At 48.1% G+C, this 15,722-nt stretch carries 11 protein-coding genes; 3 read left to right on the top strand and 8 right to left on the bottom strand.

Translation table 11 applies throughout. The features are described 5' to 3' along the window. Nucleotides 1–229: 229 nt before the first annotated feature. Nucleotides 230–571, top strand: coding sequence for a DUF1648 domain-containing protein (locus C4885_RS12145; protein WP_114000588.1), 342 nt, complete (start codon nt 230–232; stop codon nt 569–571). Nucleotides 572–1,944: 1,373 nt separating this feature from the next. Beyond that, nucleotides 1,945–3,297 carry an MATE family efflux transporter gene (locus tag C4885_RS12140; protein ID WP_114000587.1) on the top strand — a complete coding sequence of 451 codons (1,353 nt, stop codon included), beginning with the start codon at nt 1,945–1,947 and terminating at the stop codon, nt 3,295–3,297. A gap of 681 nt (nt 3,298–3,978) precedes the next feature. Here C4885_RS12140 and C4885_RS12135 read toward each other — a convergent pair. The 6 genes from C4885_RS12135 to C4885_RS12110 form a co-directional block, all read right to left on the bottom strand. Then, a complete protein-coding gene (locus tag C4885_RS12135) occupies nt 3,979–5,541 on the bottom strand; it encodes a glycoside hydrolase family 43 protein (RefSeq protein WP_114000586.1) in 1,563 nt (520 codons plus the stop codon). Nucleotides 5,542–5,715: 174 nt separating this feature from the next. After that, a complete protein-coding gene (locus tag C4885_RS12130; RefSeq protein ID WP_114000585.1) occupies nt 5,716–6,603 on the bottom strand; it encodes a carbohydrate ABC transporter permease in 888 nt (295 codons plus the stop codon). Nucleotides 6,604–6,616: 13 nt separating this feature from the next. Beyond that, a complete protein-coding gene (locus C4885_RS12125; protein ID WP_114000584.1) occupies nt 6,617–7,540 on the bottom strand; it encodes a sugar ABC transporter permease in 924 nt (307 codons plus the stop codon). 164 nt (nt 7,541–7,704) lie between these two features. Then, a complete protein-coding gene (locus C4885_RS12120) occupies nt 7,705–9,363 on the bottom strand; it encodes a sugar ABC transporter substrate-binding protein (protein ID WP_114000583.1) in 1,659 nt (552 codons plus the stop codon). A gap of 299 nt (nt 9,364–9,662) precedes the next feature. Then, nucleotides 9,663–11,270, bottom strand: a complete 1,608-nt coding sequence (locus C4885_RS12115; protein ID WP_114000582.1) for a response regulator — start codon at nt 11,268–11,270, stop codon at nt 9,663–9,665. A gap of 1 nt (nt 11,271) precedes the next feature. Beyond that, nucleotides 11,272–13,038, bottom strand: coding sequence for a sensor histidine kinase (locus tag C4885_RS12110; RefSeq protein WP_114000581.1), 1,767 nt, complete (start codon nt 13,036–13,038; stop codon nt 11,272–11,274). A 178-nt stretch (nt 13,039–13,216) separates the two neighbouring features. Here C4885_RS12110 and C4885_RS12105 point away from each other — a divergent pair, with 178 nt between their 5' ends. After that, complete coding sequence (locus C4885_RS12105; RefSeq protein WP_114000580.1) at nt 13,217–13,909, top strand: YesL family protein; 693 nt, start codon at nt 13,217–13,219, stop codon at nt 13,907–13,909. A 73-nt stretch (nt 13,910–13,982) separates the two neighbouring features. On the opposite strand, the gene C4885_RS12100 is transcribed toward C4885_RS12105, so the two are convergent. Together C4885_RS12100 and C4885_RS12095 are read right to left on the bottom strand one after the other, a co-directional pair. Beyond that, nucleotides 13,983–14,198, bottom strand: coding sequence for an alpha-L-arabinofuranosidase C-terminal domain-containing protein (locus tag C4885_RS12100; protein WP_242979592.1), 216 nt, complete (start codon nt 14,196–14,198; stop codon nt 13,983–13,985). 9 nt (nt 14,199–14,207) lie between these two features. Beyond that, nucleotides 14,208–15,368 carry a glycosyl hydrolase family 8 gene (locus C4885_RS12095; protein WP_114000579.1) on the bottom strand — a complete coding sequence of 387 codons (1,161 nt, stop codon included), beginning with the start codon at nt 15,366–15,368 and terminating at the stop codon, nt 14,208–14,210. Nucleotides 15,369–15,722: the final 354 nt, after the last annotated feature.

The following is a 15,722-nucleotide window of genomic DNA, read 5'->3' as shown; positions in this document are numbered from 1 at the left end:
TTTAGAGCGCGGGAGAGTCCCCGATGGTGCACCAGAAAAAGCCGCAACGAATGTTGCGGCTTTTTTGTTGCACCATTTCCTACTGTGTAAGGTCGTTTAATGTGACAGTTTCTTGACCGTTCTGCGTATTTAGCAGGACGGTCATTTTTTGTGTTGCTCGTATCAATTAACAGAAATATAATTGAATTGGAATGATGCGTGTGATAGAATGACATCGAGGTGATAAGATATGAAGAATACGAGGACAAAAATCCAGTTGCTCATTCTTGCAGTGACAGTGATTCTTAGCATTGTTGCCTTTATGTATTTGCCAGATGTAGCAGCTGTGCAATGGAACAGTGCGGGGGCAACAAACTATTTGCCGAAGATATGGGCGGTGGTAATCCCGCCTGTTAGCAGCCTTATAGCGATTATATTTTGGAATGGATATTCTGATTTTTACAATGCAAATCCGTCTAAAAGTGGAGATAATGTAGCATTAACATTTATTAAAAAGGCGGTAATTTACTTTTTCGCGGCTTTTTCATGTGTCGGAATTGGTGCGAATATCGCTATGATGCTATTGAACTAAGCAAGTTCCATGTTTGCTTTTGGATTCTGTTATCCCACCGGGATAAGAAGATGTGGGTTGTTCCGCGATTAGCCTAAAAAAAGAGGGATGGGGAAATGTCAAGGGGACTGTGGAATACCGCAGCCCAGTTTGCAAAGCGAGGATATGCCGCAAAAGCCCCTTGATGTTTCAACACCCCTCTTTTATCCTCGCACGGAGGAACAACAGGCATCACTTCCGGGTGAGCAGCCGCGTGATGCCAATGCCGCCCGGATACACAAAAGTGTTCGGGTTTGCTCCCACATGGTGCACCAGAAAGCGCCTTGTTGCAAAGCAGGGCGCTTTTCTTATGTTGATCTATATTGGGAGAATCGACACTTAGTGTCGGGCCTCTCTTTTTTAGTTTATACCAGCGAATATAGTATATCAGGGCTTCGAATGTGTCTACAAAATGGAGGCAGCGCTGTATCATGAAAATCGGAACTAAAATCCGCCAAGCTGGACGGTGTTTTGCAGGCTGCCGAGAAGGGAAAACTGTGACAGCCAGGAAAATACAATGAACCAGCGCCGGAAATTGTGTGGTGTGCACAACTTCCGGCGCTGGTTATGGTGGCTGTAATAAAACGTTGGAGCGTGAAAAACGGCAAATAAAACCGGCTAGGGAGAAAAGAGTGGTCAGATGGTTGTCAAGAGGCATAGCACACATAGAACGCGTCAAAAAATACGCGCGCGTTAAGAATCGTACGCGTGCGTTTTTGTGATGTGTTATACTCTGTCCATTGGAATATACTTTGCCCTTGTGCCTTTTCCAGTTATTTCAGCACCTAGAATGATGAATCAAAACACAAGCTGTTACAAGAACTTTTGAAAATCGTAGATGGCTTCGATGTTTCTCCTTACGACAACGAAAAGACCGAAGTAGTTCTTGACTTCAAAAACTTGTACTTAATCTACATTAAGTAAACTGCTAAAATAAAAACGCAAAGGCAGGTTATTTGTGTAAAGGTGTTGGTGTAGACTTGTTGCATGGTAATATGCAGTTGTAAAGGGAAGGCGCAAGCCTTCTCTTTTTTGTTTCAAAACAATTTGACCCAGAACGAAAAAACTGGCTGCCTAGCAGTTGGGAGCTTTATTGTGGGCCAAAGCGTAGCCTAAAAGGAGTGATTTCTGGTGTTGGTTCGTACCAAATCATCAATGCTCAATAATGCTGTTGGGGTCAGAAGTCAAGGGTGAAATGAACTATATTTTCCCCCCTTGACATCCACCCCCCTCGGTGTTATGATGCCAACGAGACGGCAGCCGGACAAGCTTGATGCCGCCTCGAATAATTTTTGCTCTATTTGCACCCTGAATGTGGATCACACAGGGTTTGGGATTGATCCGAGGATTACGCCATGAACAAGACAAAAGATATGACCGTAGGCAGCCCCACCAAAACCATCTTCTTTTTCTCCGTACCCGTCTTGCTTGGAACCCTATTCCAGCAAATATATAACATGGCCGATACGATCATTGTCGGGCAATTTTTGGGTGAAGACGCCCTTGCTGCCGTGGGGGCGACCGGAAGCACTGTATATCTTGTAATTGGCTTTGCTTCCGGCCTTACCCAGGGCTGCGGTATTTTAGTCTCACAGGCATTTGGCGGGCACCGTCTGAACGAACTAAAGAAGGTAGTTGGCACAGCACTCTTGCTCACAGTGGTGTTTTCAGTTATCCTCACGATTCCTACCGTTTCTTTTAGCCGCCAGATTCTGTTAGCGTTGCACACCCCTTCGAACGTACTCCTCTACGCACACGAATATCTTCGCGTTATCTTTGGCGGCATCCTGTGTACGATGGCCTACAATATTGCAGCCAGTATCCTTCGCTCTTTGGGTGACAGCCGCACACCTTTATATTTCCTCATTTTGTCGTCATTCTTGAATATTGTTTTGGATATATTTTTTATCGCGACACTACATATGGGAACTGCAGGCGCCGCTTGGGCAACGGTGTTGTCACAGGGAATTTCTGCACTGCTATGCTTTTGGTACATGTTTCACAACTACAACAATCTACGTCTCAGTATCCGCGATCTGTACCCCGATCCTTATCGGATTCTGTGTATGATACAAAGCGGCATTCCCATGGCGTTAAACCAAACCGTTACTGCGTTTGGAATTATGATTCTGCAGAGCGGCATCAATCAATTCGGTTCTTCCGTAATGGCGGCCTATACTGCCGCTTCTAAGCTTGAATCCTTGGTGATGCAACCTATGATCGCACTGGGCTCGGGCATTTCTACGTATTGCGCACAAAACATAGGAGCCAGGAAAACAAAACGCATTTTTGTTGGTGTACGCAGCACGATGCTCCTTTCCCTTGGTGCTGCAATTCTGGGTATGGCTTTGTATGGAATTGCCTCCAAAGCCATTCTGCGGATATTTTTGAGTGATCCCTCGCCCAAAATGGTACATTATGCACTGCAATATCTCTACACAAGCGTGTGGTTCCTTTTATTTTTGGCATGGATTTTTCTGTTCCGCAATGCTTTGGTTGGGCTCGGGAACGGCCTTATCACCATAATTGGTGGCGTGGCCGAGCTTCTTTGCCGTTTTTTGTGCATTCATTTTCTGCTTCAACCTTTCGGTTTCTGGTGTATTTGTCTAACCAATCCTATTACCTGGATCGTTGCGTGCAGCCTTTTCTGCGGATTTTATTTTCGTTGGGAACACCAGCAAAAACATTGCTCAAAAAGTGCGAGATGATCCATCTCAGAAGATTATGGGGGTCTCTGCCAGTGGATTCTGTCTGAAGGAACGTCTTGGCAATCTCCGCAATGTCATCGACCAGAATTCCGACGAAATGCGAATCGCCATGATCGCCATGCAGGATGAACAGTTTGCCCATCAGACGTTTATGTCTGAACGGTGTAACCATAAACACTTCTTCTCGAATCAATTCCGGCCATGCCACAGGATCGATTTTAAGGCACCATACAGCACGTTTCAGTGCCAGATGACAAGGGGCTTACAAGAAGCAAAAACGACGTTACACAACCCTCCAGGCATCACGCAATGCATCGTATTCCCATGCAAGGTATATTGGATTGACCGGAGAAAATACCGACGTCTCTGTACAACTTTGAAAAAGATGAGTTGAAAACTATAAGCCTATTGTGTTGCGGAGCAATCAAGCGTTTCGTTTTGTAAATGAATCGTGCATACAAAAAGCAGACCCGTGAGTCCACGGGTCTGCTTTTTTGTATTTGCGATAGGGAAGAGTATGGACGGGTTACGCAGGTATCGATCCGGGAGATTCGGTTTCCAAACACCCACATCCGCTGGGCTTTTCGCGGATTCGTATGGCTTTTTATTTGTGGGCGGGCTCCTCGCCGGCTGGACATTCTCTCTCCATTTGGCAACCGCTACCGAATGATTCGTGAAGGATTAATTGGTGGGAAGTTCGCGATAGGTCATTCTTTCAAAATCAGAATAACCACCAGCGTCCTCTCCATTGCCGGAAGCGTATAACCCCAGTGTACAGCCGACAAAACCGCCGGCATGTTCCGTGCTTAAAGAGCGCAGATCAATGTCGGAGATAACCGGTTTCCATTCACTATTGCTTTGGTAAAGAACACTGGCCACAAGCCCTTCTACGCGCAACTTCAGTTTGATGGGGAGTGCAGCCGACAGATCCATTTGCGCCAAACAGCTGTCTTTACCATCTTTGCAAAGAGAAACAACAAGTTTGACCCCCGAATCCTGGGGATAGCACTCTGCCCGCAGATGGTTTTCGTTGCTTTGAACCATGGCAATACCGGCGCAATCACTCTCTTTGCAGAAATGCGGGGTAAAGCTGGTTTCAAATTCGCAATTCCAGTGTTGCTGACGCAGCGCGAGGTATGCAGGCTCACCGCAATCCTTCAAGCTGTCGCAACGATGGAAAAGACGAACAATATGCTCTTCTGCGTGCAGTTCCAGTTCGTGATCGCGGTGATTGCGCAAAGTCAGCAATTCCAGCGGCAGAGAAGGTGTATCAAACGTATAGGTTTTACATTGGGGTACGTCGTCAGAAGGCTGCCCCTCGTAAGGCAGCGTGACTACTTCTTCAAGATGACCGACCCCCGCATTTACAACCGGCCAACCATCTTCCCAGGTGACCTTTGCCAAAAAGGTTTCACGCCCCAACAACGTGTACCCTTGGTTCGGCCGGCAAGCCAATACAACCATATACCAGTTGCCGTTTCCGTCATCCACTAAGTCGGCATGACCGACGCAGGTAACAGGATATTGGGCTCCCAAATGGCGATGCGTCAGAATGGGGTTGCAGGGGCAGTACTCGTAGGGACCAAACACATTTTTGCTGCGCGCGATCATGACGCTGTGGTGGATGGAAGTACCGCTTTCCGCATGCAAAATGTAATAGTAACCGTCCTTTTTGTACAGGTGAGGTCCCTCCGGCCAAATGGCTTTGCGCTGAAATCCGGTAAGTACAATGGTGGCATCGGGCTTTAACTTCATCGTGTCCAGATCCAGAGTTTGAATCCAAATTTCGCAGTCGCCATTGTAGCGGTACCCGGCAGAACGCGGCCGTTGGCCGATATAATAGCAGGTACCGTCATCGTCAAAAAAGAGACTGGGATCAATGCCGCCGGTAGACTCACCCAAATAGTAAGGCTCGGACCAGGGGCCGCGCGGATCTTTTGCAGTGACGATAAAATTTCCTTGGTCGGACACGTTGGTGGTAATCATATACCAGGTGCCCTTATGGTAACGAATGGTAGGGGCAAAAATCCCCTGGGAATGCTGACAGCCGGACAAAGGAACCTGAGAATCACGATCGAGCACATTGCTGATCAAATTCCAGTGGACAAGATCTTCGCTCTCAAAAACCGGCACGCCGGGAAAATACGCAAATGTCGAATGAACCGTATAGAATTTGTTCCCTACCCGGCAAATCGAAGGGTCGGGAAAGAAGCCTGTCATGATAGGATTTTTAACGGAAAGCATAGAAAACCTCCAGGTATAAAGGGGTGATATTCTGCATGCAAAAATATAGAGTTATGGCCGCTGCATCCAAGAGGAAAAACAGATGCAGCGGCCATAGCTATTGAAGGGTGCCGCCGAACTGACTTTTCGGATTACAGGCACTGGAAAACAGGGGCGAATGGCAGGAAAAGGATTTTACTCTTTTACACTGCCAATGGTCATGCCGGATACAAAGTATCTTTGCAGGAAGGGATAAAGCAGAATGATGGGAAGCATTGTCACCACAGTAGCGGCGGAACGCACGGTAACCGGCGTGACGACTGCGGTAGCGGTGTTGCCGCCGGTGGTGGCACTGCCGCTTTGCTGCATGACAGAGGAAAGAAGCTTCATCAACTCATATTGCAGGGTCGTATACTGGGTGTTCATCCGGTTGTACAACATAGCATCGAACCAGGAGTTCCACTGTCCGACAGCTACGAACAGGGCGACGGTGGCATACACCGGCTTGCACAGGGGCGAGATGATACGGGTAAAGATGGTGAAATCGTTGGCACCGTCAATCATGGCGGATTCTTCCAGCGCGCTGGGCAGACCTTCCATGAAAGTGCGCATAACCAGAACGTTAAATGCGCTGACCATGCCCGGAATGACGTATACCCAGAAAGAGTTGGTCAGGTTCATGTTGCGGTACAAAACCAAGGTGGGGATCATACCGCCGTTCACGTACATGGTGATGACCCAGAACAAAGACAGCTGGGAACGGAACAAAAAGCGTTTGCGGCTGATGATGTAGGCCAAAAGTGCGTTCGTTACCAGGGCGAAGATGGTTCCCAACACAGTTCTGGCCACCGAAACCACTGCACCGGTGAGGATGTTCTGCTGATGCAGAACCGTTTTATAGTTCGAGAGCGTAAAGATGCGCGGCCACAGATGGATGCCACCGCGTACGGCGTCGACACCGTCGTTGAAAGAAAGCGCCACCGTGTTCAGAACAGGATACAGCGTAATGGTGACGAACAAAACCAGGAAAATGGTATTGCAGGTAACAAAGACTTTGTCCATGGTGGATGATTTGATTTTCATGTGTACCCTCCCCTTAGAACAATCTGTCTTCACCGGCACGTTTGGCAATCCAGTTTGCGCCGAGAATCAGAATAATTGCAACGACGCTCTTGAAGATACCGGCTGCAGTACCCAAAGAATAATCGTTCTGGCTGATGCCCCAAGTCAAGGTGTAGATATCAATGGTTTCCGAAACACTCTTGACCAGGCCGTTGCCAAGCAGATACTGGACTTCAAAGCCTGCATTCAATACGTTGCCAATATTCATGATCAGCAGAATCATAATGGTGGACTTGATGCCAGGAAGCGTGACGTGCCAGATTTTGCCCCACCGGCCGGCACCATCCAAAGTGGCTGCCTCATACAGGCTGGGATCGATGGAGGTAATGGCGGCAAGGTAGACAATGGCATTCCAGCCGGTTTCCTTCCAAACATTGGCAAATGCAACGATTGGCCAAAAATAACCCGGATTGGCGAAGAAGTTGATGGGCGAATTCAGAATGCCCAGGTTCACCAGCATCTCATTGATGATACCGGTGGAAGACAGCGCATCGTGCAGAATACCGGTGACAACGATCCAGGAAAGGAAGTGGGGCAGATAGGAAACCGTTTGAACAAGCTTTTTGCCGAACATGTTGCGTACTTCGTTCAGCAGGATGGCGAAGATAATGGCCATTAAAAAGGTGGTCACCAGATTGAGAACGCCCATGGCCAGAGTGTTACGGATATCACGCAAAAAGACGTCGTCAGAGAACAGGAATTTAAACTTTTCCAGTCCTACGAATTTAGATCCGAAGAGGCCGTCTTTGGGTTTGTAGTCCTGAAAGGCCATTACCCAGCCTGCCAGTGGAACATAATAAAATACGATGCCGTATACAAAAAAGATAGCCGCACAGACCATCAGAAATTTCTGGCGTGAAATCTCTTTCCATGTAATACGCTTTGATGGATTTTTCATTGGAGAGTCCTCCTAAGGAACGTGTATGGCGAATCATGTGTTGCAAACTAACGTTTAAGGAGCTTGCGGGTTGAATGCATTTCATAAAAAAGTGGCCACAGCTACACCGTGCAACCGTGGCCACTTGTATGTGTCAACGTCTATGTCGCCTGCAATAACGGGCATCAAAGACCGGCACGGCGCTCAAGCTCAGTTTGCATTTCTGCCAAGAAATCCTGCGGATTGGCTGCGTTGTACGCAGTCATGTATTGATTCCAGGTGCTTTCAAAATCAGGCGCCATAACAACTTTGGGCAGCCATTCGTGTTTGACTTCGCCCATCTTGACCCAGGCAACACCACCGGGGGTTGCGGTAGTCATTGAACCGGAGTAAGAATACATCGGGAACCAGGGGCCCTCTTCTTCTTTCACAGAACCGATCATATCGACGTAGCTGTCTACGCCGTAGGCAGCAAACACTTTCTGCAGGGGGGTGGACAGGCCGTCCAGGAATTCGCTTGTCTGCTGCTCGGGCTTCATGGCGTTCTTGCCGTCCCGGCTGGTGCCCAGCCACTGCGGCATGTAGGAATAGCTGCACAGGTGTGAGGCCTTGTAGGTGGGATCCGCGCATTTCGTCCGCATTTCATCGGTGCGGTAATACAGGCCGTTTTCATCAACCAGGTAATCCTCACCTTCAACGCCCCAGAAGCGAAGATCGTGGATTTCCTGATCCAGCAGATCGTTCATAAACTTAAATGCAGCGTCAATATCGGAGCAGCTGGTGGTAACGGCCACGCCGCTGGAATTGTTCAGGGTATCGGCGTAGGTGTGCCAGCGGTTTTCCATTCCTTCGTCAATGGTCAGGCCCAGCGGAACGTAGTTGCAGCCCTGCTCGTCCAAACCCTGCTGTTTGAAAACATCATTGACATTGTTCGCGAAGTCCCACCACTGGTCGCACATGCCCAGCACAGCGCCGGTGGAAAGCTTGGCGATGTATTCATCGTAGGTCTGGGTGGCGAATTCTACGTCCACGTAGCCTTTCTGGTATTCTTCGTTCAATTTCTGGAAATACCTCTTGGCAGTAGGCGTGGTATTGTAGTCAACCACCTGCATCGTATCCTTGTCTACAATGACAGAGCCATCGTTGGGATACCCATCAAGGAACTGGGGTGCATTCTCGATGCAGAAATAGCGCCAGTCTTCGCAAAGTGCCGTGTAGGGAATGTTCTTGGTACCGTTTGCCATGGTGGGGTTGGCATCGGCATAGCTTTCCAGCAGATCGAAATACTGGTCCAGGGTTTTGATTTCGGGGTAACCGGCCCATTCCAGAACACGCGCCTGAATCCAGAAGGCTTCATCGTTATGGGTGGTGGCACGATCTTCGCCATAGGTGTTCTGGAATACGTTGGCCCAATAGATTTTGCCGTCCTCCTGGCGGAAGTTGTCCCACTCTTCGTCGGTGTACATCTCTTTCAGGTTGGGATACTTTTCCAGGTAATCATCCCAAGGCACCAGGACGCCTGCATCGTAAAGAGACATCATGGCATCGCCGCCATTGATGAAGTCCGGATACTCACCGCCCGCGATGATTGTGCCGATGGCTTCTGCGTCGGTCTGGCCGGTCAGCCAGGTCTCTTTCAGTTTGGCACCGGTCTTTTCGGCAATGATGTTCATAACATCGTTGTCATCATTGATTTCGGAACCGGGCATTGCGGTAAACATCGTAAATGTTTTGATCCCATCGGACGATTCGGTGGAATTAGAACCGCCACATGCCGTTAAGCCCAGCAGCATGACCGCGGACATACTTGCCGCAAATGCGCGCCGCCACAATTTTACTTTCATAATTGGCCTCCTGTAGATAGATTTTCCGCCCTTGCGGGTTTCCCTGATTTAAGTATATATACCAAAAATGTTTTACACAACCGACAAATTCCAGTAAAAACCCCTGAAAATTATAGCTTTGCAAATTCAACGGAAGAGGAAATCGCGCTAAACAGCGAAACAATGATACAAAAAAGACAGGCAGTCCCCCATCCTTGAAGTATTTTGGAAGGCAACATGCCTGCACTTTTGTTTGGCTTATCGTTGTTTTTTAAGAATGCAAAAAACGAAAAGCAAGTGTATGATTATTCTGGTGTGAATTATTTCCCGGGAAATTCAGAATGTGGTTTCTCGGTTTTGCTCTTCCGAAAATGGGAAGGCGTACAGCCTTTCAGCTCGATAAATTTGCAAAGGAAATAATCCACATCTTTATAGCCCACATCTTCGGCAATGCGGCCGATCTGCTTGTTTGTGTACAATAACTGGCGGCACGCTTCGTTAATACGGTAAGAACACAAATAGTTTTTAAAGGACTGCCCGTATTTTTTGCGGAAGATTTGCCCTAAGTATGCACTGTTGATATAGTATTTTTTGCCAAAGCCCTGCAACGTCAGGTTTTCCGAGTAGTGTTCCTGGATTTCCTTGTCGATAGAATCCAAAATATCGATGGAGATATTTTTTCGCAGAAGGGAAAGGTAGTCTGCATACTCGCGTGCAAAGCGGAACAGATGCTGTCGGCTCCCGCGGGAAATTCCTTCCCGGAAAGACTGCGCGCTGATAAATTGCAGCATTTCCTTCTGGTTGGCTTCGTTGTCCAAATTGGATGCAAGATGCATAAGCCGGAACAAAAGATAATTTAAGTTCAGGTTGATATCTTTGTCATGTACGCCACGCTGCTGCATTTCGGCAAACAAATCGTCTATTTCGGAGCCGATGCGTTCCTGCTCATTCAGTTCAATGGCGGTAATCAACTGATCCAGGGTATCTTTGCACAAAACGGCTCTTTCTTGCGGAACCGATAACTCTTCCTCGTAATAATAGATCGATTTTGGCTGGCGGAAGGCGCAAAGGTTTTTCAGCCCGCAGACGGTATCATACGATTCAGAAACAGTGGTGATATCGTCCACTTTTTTGCCAACCAGAAATCGCAATTCGTGTTGTGTCGAAACACCCAATTTCTTATAAAAATCCTGGATATACTGTGTTTCGGAACAGCCGGCATTTCGGGCAAGCGCACCGCTGTAAACAAAAGCAATCCCATACCCAACGCGATCTAACGAAGCGTCACAGAAACACCGGCTCCGGTCCTCGCCTAAAATTTGCGCACAGCTTTGGTACAGGTCACGCTGCACCATACGGAAGTGGTTCTCATCATCGTCATCTTCGTTGTCCGAAGAATGGCAAGCGGAAATTTCAATGTAACGAACGCCGTCCGAAAAATCCAGATGCTTATGCAGATAATCCACGCCGTGGGGATCATATTTGCCGAACAGCAACGAGATCAAACACCGGGCCTGATAGGCCAGTTCGTACTGCTCCTCCATTTTGCTGTTTTGCGAGATGTTATTGTATTTGCTGAGAATGGATAACAGATCTTGCTTTTCCACCGGTTTGAGAAGATAGTCGATACACCCGTAGCGCAGCGCTTTTTGAGCATAGGAAAACTCACTGTATCCGCTCAGAATCACGAAACCGGCGTTGGAAAGATTCTCCCGGCGAACAGTTTCCAGTAATTCAAGTCCGGTCATTTTTGGCATCATAACGTCGGTGATGACAAGGTCAACGGGTAACTTTTTTATGTACTCCAAAGCCTCCTGTCCGTCAGACAAAACGGCAGCCACTTCATAGCCTGCGGCGTTCCAGTCAATCAACGCCTGCAAACCTTGCGCAATAAACTGCTCATCATCTACGATAATAACTTTTAACATGTCACTCCGCCCTTATTGCTTTGTTCAGAGGAAACCGAATCGAAACAAGTGTTCCAATGCCTGGCTCGCTTTCCACCGAGAACTGTGCAGTATCCTCCGTCATCATGCGGATGCGCAGGCAGGTGTTCACCATGCCTACGCGTCCTTTTTCTTTTAACATTTTCAGGCTGGCGTTGCGCATCCGGTCTTGAATACGTTCTACCTCGGCCTCGTCCATACCGCCACCGGTATCTTCAATTTCCATGCAAAGCGCATCGTTTTCTGTATACACGCGTACAAAAATCCAACCGGGAAAAGATTTTGCTTCAATACCGTGCACACAGGCATTTTCCACAAAGGTGGTAATGGTCAATTTCGGAACCAGGATGTTCTGGCAATCTTCCTGCGCATTGATTTGATACGAAAGGCGCTCCCCGAAGCGATATTTTTGCAAGGACAGGTACGCTTCAACAAACGCCAGCTCACGCTTAATGGTATTGGAATCCGAGGACCAATCCACGTTTTGGCGCACCATTATGGCCAATTTCTGTATCATATCGGCGGTTTCTTCTTCTTTTTTCAGGATGCTGTGCATACGGATGCTTTCCAGTGCGTTGAACAGAAAATGGGGATTGATTTGGCTGTATAAAGCCATCAGCTCTGCGTTCTGCCGGGCAATATCCATCTTCTGCTCTTTCAGTCGGCATCGGTAGGCGGTGTCAATCAGGCTGTTCATCCGGTCAGCCATGCGGTTGTAGTTGTCCATCAGACGGCCGATCTCATCTTGACCGCTTGGCCCGGAAATCTTGATCAACACGTCGCTGTCTATCTGGTTGAAGACTTTTTCCAGACGGGAAAGACGAGAAGTAATGGAATTCTCCAGCAGATTCATCAAAAGCTGCGGGGGAATAATGTTCAGGATCAGCAGCAGGATCAGGATATGGATGTTTTGGCGAATCAGGGCTAAAACGTTGCCGCTTGGTTCCATCACATAGATGTCCAGATCTTCCCCGTAAAGGGTAAAATGCTGGGACAAGCCTACCGAATCAGACGGGGAGAATGTGTCATAAGGCTGCCAACGATAATTGGGCATTGCGTTCGTAAGCAAAATCCGGTTACCGCTGCATACATAAACTGAATCGTTATACCCCATGTTCTGGAAATCGCGGTCCAGCGTGCTGTAATTGATTTCAATACACAAAAGGCACTCCGCCTTATTGCTGTAAAGGCCATTCATCCCACGTAAAAACAACACCTGGCGCCCATCTGTTTCATCATAAGAAAAAAGAAGCCGCGGGCTGTAGCCATCCGCAGTATACTGCTGATACCAGGGCTCCTGCGAAACGGTGGATAACCGTGCAAATTCACTGCCGTTTATCAGGGTTTCATTGTCTGCATACACCCGTATGACAGAATTTGTGATCCGGGAAACACCCTGCAGCAAAGAATTGTGGATGTATTCTCGGTAACTTGAAAAATAGTCCTGGGGACTGGCATATTGCCGGCTCACAAAATCCTGAAGGGAGTTATCCATATACAGGCTGGTAGAAATCAGCGCGGAATCTTCTGTGGCGGCGGAAAGCATCGACTGCACTGATTTGGCTATTTTTTCCATCTGGTGCAGCTGCTCGGCATGCTCGTTCTTGGTTAATGCATGTAAAATTACAATATCGGTCAAAAATATGGGGACCAGAATACATAAAAAATAAAGATATCTAAGTTTTTTCTTCAGGCTTAAGTTATTGAGAAAACTTTCCAGCTTGATTCTGACATGATGAAACCGGTTCATACAAAGCTCCTTACCGGTGAATGTTGCAAAATGACCTTGCTATTTTTAGCGGTGCAAAGTATAATGCCAGTATCAGTATAATTCAGCCACAGAACCATTGTCAATCAAATAATAGTGCACAATCTGAATCGCTGTTTTTTGTGAATATTTACATTCTGAAAAAAAGGAGGAGAACTCATTGAGAGGCGTTTTTAATCCGGACAGCCCCCTGATGCGCGCCCTGGGCGTTGTGTGGGATCTTATTGTCCTGAATCTGCTGTTCCTGGTTTGCTGCATTCCGGTGGTTACCATTGGCCCTGCCATCACGGCTTTACATTATGTCACCACAAAAATGGCGGGTGAAAAAGACGGCACTCCGGTGGTCGGCAATTTTTTCAAGTCATTCCGGGCAAATTTCCGCCAGGGCGTACTGATGGGAATTCTTTTTGGGGCCGCAGGGGGATTTCTGGGCTATGATATCTATCTTCTATGGCATTCCGGGAATTTCCAAAACAGCAGCTTTAAGATTTTGATTCCCGTGGCAGCAATCGCTTATATGATGACCTTCGTATATGCTTTCCCGCTGCTTGCAAGATTCAACAATACGGTTTTAGGTACCATACGGAATGCGTTTATCATGTCTGTGACCTCTTTGCCCAAAACCTTTTCCATGTTGTTGTTGATAGGCGCATGTGTAGCATTGACCCTGTATACACAGACCACATTGCGCTATGGATTGTTTTTGTGGTTTGCGCTGGGGTTCTCTTCGATCGCTTATGCAAATGCATTTGTTTTAAATGACGTTTTCATGAAGTGCTCAGAGCAGTACTCTTCTCAGATAAATCAGGAGCAGTCTCAGGATACTACGGAGAATTCAGACGGCAAAAAGTAACCGTTTGACGGCATAGAAAAAAGCAAAAGAGCGCGGAAGTCATCTCCGGCGCTCTTTTGCTTTGGTCTGGAAATCAGGCTTTCAGCGTAAAGGCGGCAACGCTGCATGCGGGCAAGAGGGAAGCAAAGCTGTTGGTACCAACAGTTATGTTTGTCAACGGCTTCGGCTCGACTTGATGGGGATTATCGAACGTATTGTAGGCAGCCGCGCCGGCACCATCACCGCTAAGCACCTGACCGGTGATGGAAGTAAACTTGCTCAGGCCATCCCAGTGAATTTCAACAGGCACAAAGGTACATTATACCGTTGCTTCTTGCGGGAACCAGATGCGGTAATGCCCGCTTAAAGCAAGCAGCGCAAAAAGATACAGGCAATTGTCATAATAACGCCGCGGTCCGGAACGGAGCGGAGTGCTAAAGAACCGGCGGAGCCATTCATCCGCGCAGGCGTCATCCAGAATCAGGGAACCCTGCGCAATGGTAGCCAGAAGCCCTACAGGATGCAGAGCATTTCCTTCAACGGGTGTGCCGTCGATCAGATAGATGCCGTTTGTTTGCCCGTGTTCCTTTTCTTCAAAAAATTGCTGAATATGTGCAGCTGTTTCTTGGGCCCAACCGTCTTTGTCCCCGAACCATTGGGCATCCAAAGCAATGTTGCCCAACGTGCGGTATGCATCGCTGAAGAACCAGTCGTGACGGTCCGGCTGATCACCCCGATGCGGGCGGCCGTCGTACTCGGCATATTCGGCACTCAATCCGGTACGGGCGTGGCAGGCTTTGCGCAGGTACTGGCGGCTGGCCGCTGCGGCTGCATGCCAGAAAGGACGGTCGCATTCGTCGCTCCACAGAGCAAAAAGTTCATAGAAATGCGGCAAATGATAAGAGGGATCGGTAAATTCACAGTTGGGAATGAATTTGATGAGATGGTTTTCGGGGTTCCACATGGGAAATCCGGAACCGGCTTCTTCGCCTTTGTGTACACATGCGTGCAAGATGCGCCGTGCCCAGGAAGCGTAATCCAGTACCCCTTCGCCGGAACCCCAGCGGTTGGCCGCAAAAAACAGGGACATGGCAAAAAATTCTTCGCCGTCAGGGGCGGGTCCATCGGAATTTTTGCTGCCGTCAGTATGACAGGACCAGGCAAAATAGCCGGCGTTTTCCCCTTCGGTGAGGTACATGTGGGTCACGACCCATCGCCACAGGCAGTCGAATTCCTTCTGGCGATTCATTTGTACGCAGAACATCATTGCGTAGGACATGCCCTCGGTACGGACGTCATGGTTCCCCGTATCCTCTATGTACATCATGTCAGGTCCGGCACAATGGCAAAGGCGAACCCCCTCCGGACCATAGAACATCTCCTCAAATGTGCTTTCCAGCTTGTTGTCAATTTCGGCCTGCGAATATCCAAGCCGTTCCAGTCTGTTCAAATATTGCCCGTTATAGTAAGCACCTTCCATAATAATTTCAGCTCCTTTTGAATCGTGTAAGGCGCAACCGATTTACTCGGTCTGCTGTTCTTGTAACTCACTATAGCAGTTTTTCGATTGTATGGCAAGCGCAAAAATGGAACGGGTATGGTGAAAAGCTGTCAGCCATTTGAAAACTCTCTGGAATACAGCAATAAATGAGGAAGACTGTTTCATCCTACATCTTTTTCAAGAATCAGAGGAACAAACAGAAACCGCAACATTCGCCTATCCTTATTTTTCATCATGGTTCTCTAAGGCAACACCGCACAATTCCCGCCTTACGGCTTAAGCACCGCTCCGGCGGCTGCGGCACGGCATCTGCGTTGCCAAAATGCTCGATAA

Source organism: Subdoligranulum sp. APC924/74, from assembly GCF_003324125.1.
Classification (GTDB): domain Bacteria; phylum Bacillota; class Clostridia; order Oscillospirales; family Ruminococcaceae; genus Gemmiger; species Gemmiger qucibialis.
This window is presented reverse-complemented; position numbering and strand designations above follow the sequence as displayed.

Bases quoted from the DNA above. Each gene is read 5' to 3' on its own strand.
- C4885_RS12145 (WP_114000588.1), top strand. From the start codon at position 230: ATGAAGAATACGAGGACAAAAATCCAGTTGCTCATTCTTGCAGTGACA.
- C4885_RS12140 (WP_114000587.1), top strand. From the start codon at position 1,945: ATGAACAAGACAAAAGATATGACCGTAGGCAGCCCCACCAAAACCATC.
- C4885_RS12135 (WP_114000586.1), bottom strand. From the start codon at position 5,541: ATGCTTTCCGTTAAAAATCCTATCATGACAGGCTTCTTTCCCGACCCT.
- C4885_RS12130 (WP_114000585.1), bottom strand. From the start codon at position 6,603: ATGAAAATCAAATCATCCACCATGGACAAAGTCTTTGTTACCTGCAAT.
- C4885_RS12125 (WP_114000584.1), bottom strand. From the start codon at position 7,540: ATGAAAAATCCATCAAAGCGTATTACATGGAAAGAGATTTCACGCCAG.
- C4885_RS12120 (WP_114000583.1), bottom strand. From the start codon at position 9,363: ATGAAAGTAAAATTGTGGCGGCGCGCATTTGCGGCAAGTATGTCCGCG.
- C4885_RS12115 (WP_114000582.1), bottom strand. From the start codon at position 11,270: ATGTTAAAAGTTATTATCGTAGATGATGAGCAGTTTATTGCGCAAGGT.
- C4885_RS12110 (WP_114000581.1), bottom strand. From the start codon at position 13,038: ATGAACCGGTTTCATCATGTCAGAATCAAGCTGGAAAGTTTTCTCAAT.
- C4885_RS12095 (WP_114000579.1), bottom strand. From the start codon at position 15,368: ATGGAAGGTGCTTACTATAACGGGCAATATTTGAACAGACTGGAACGG.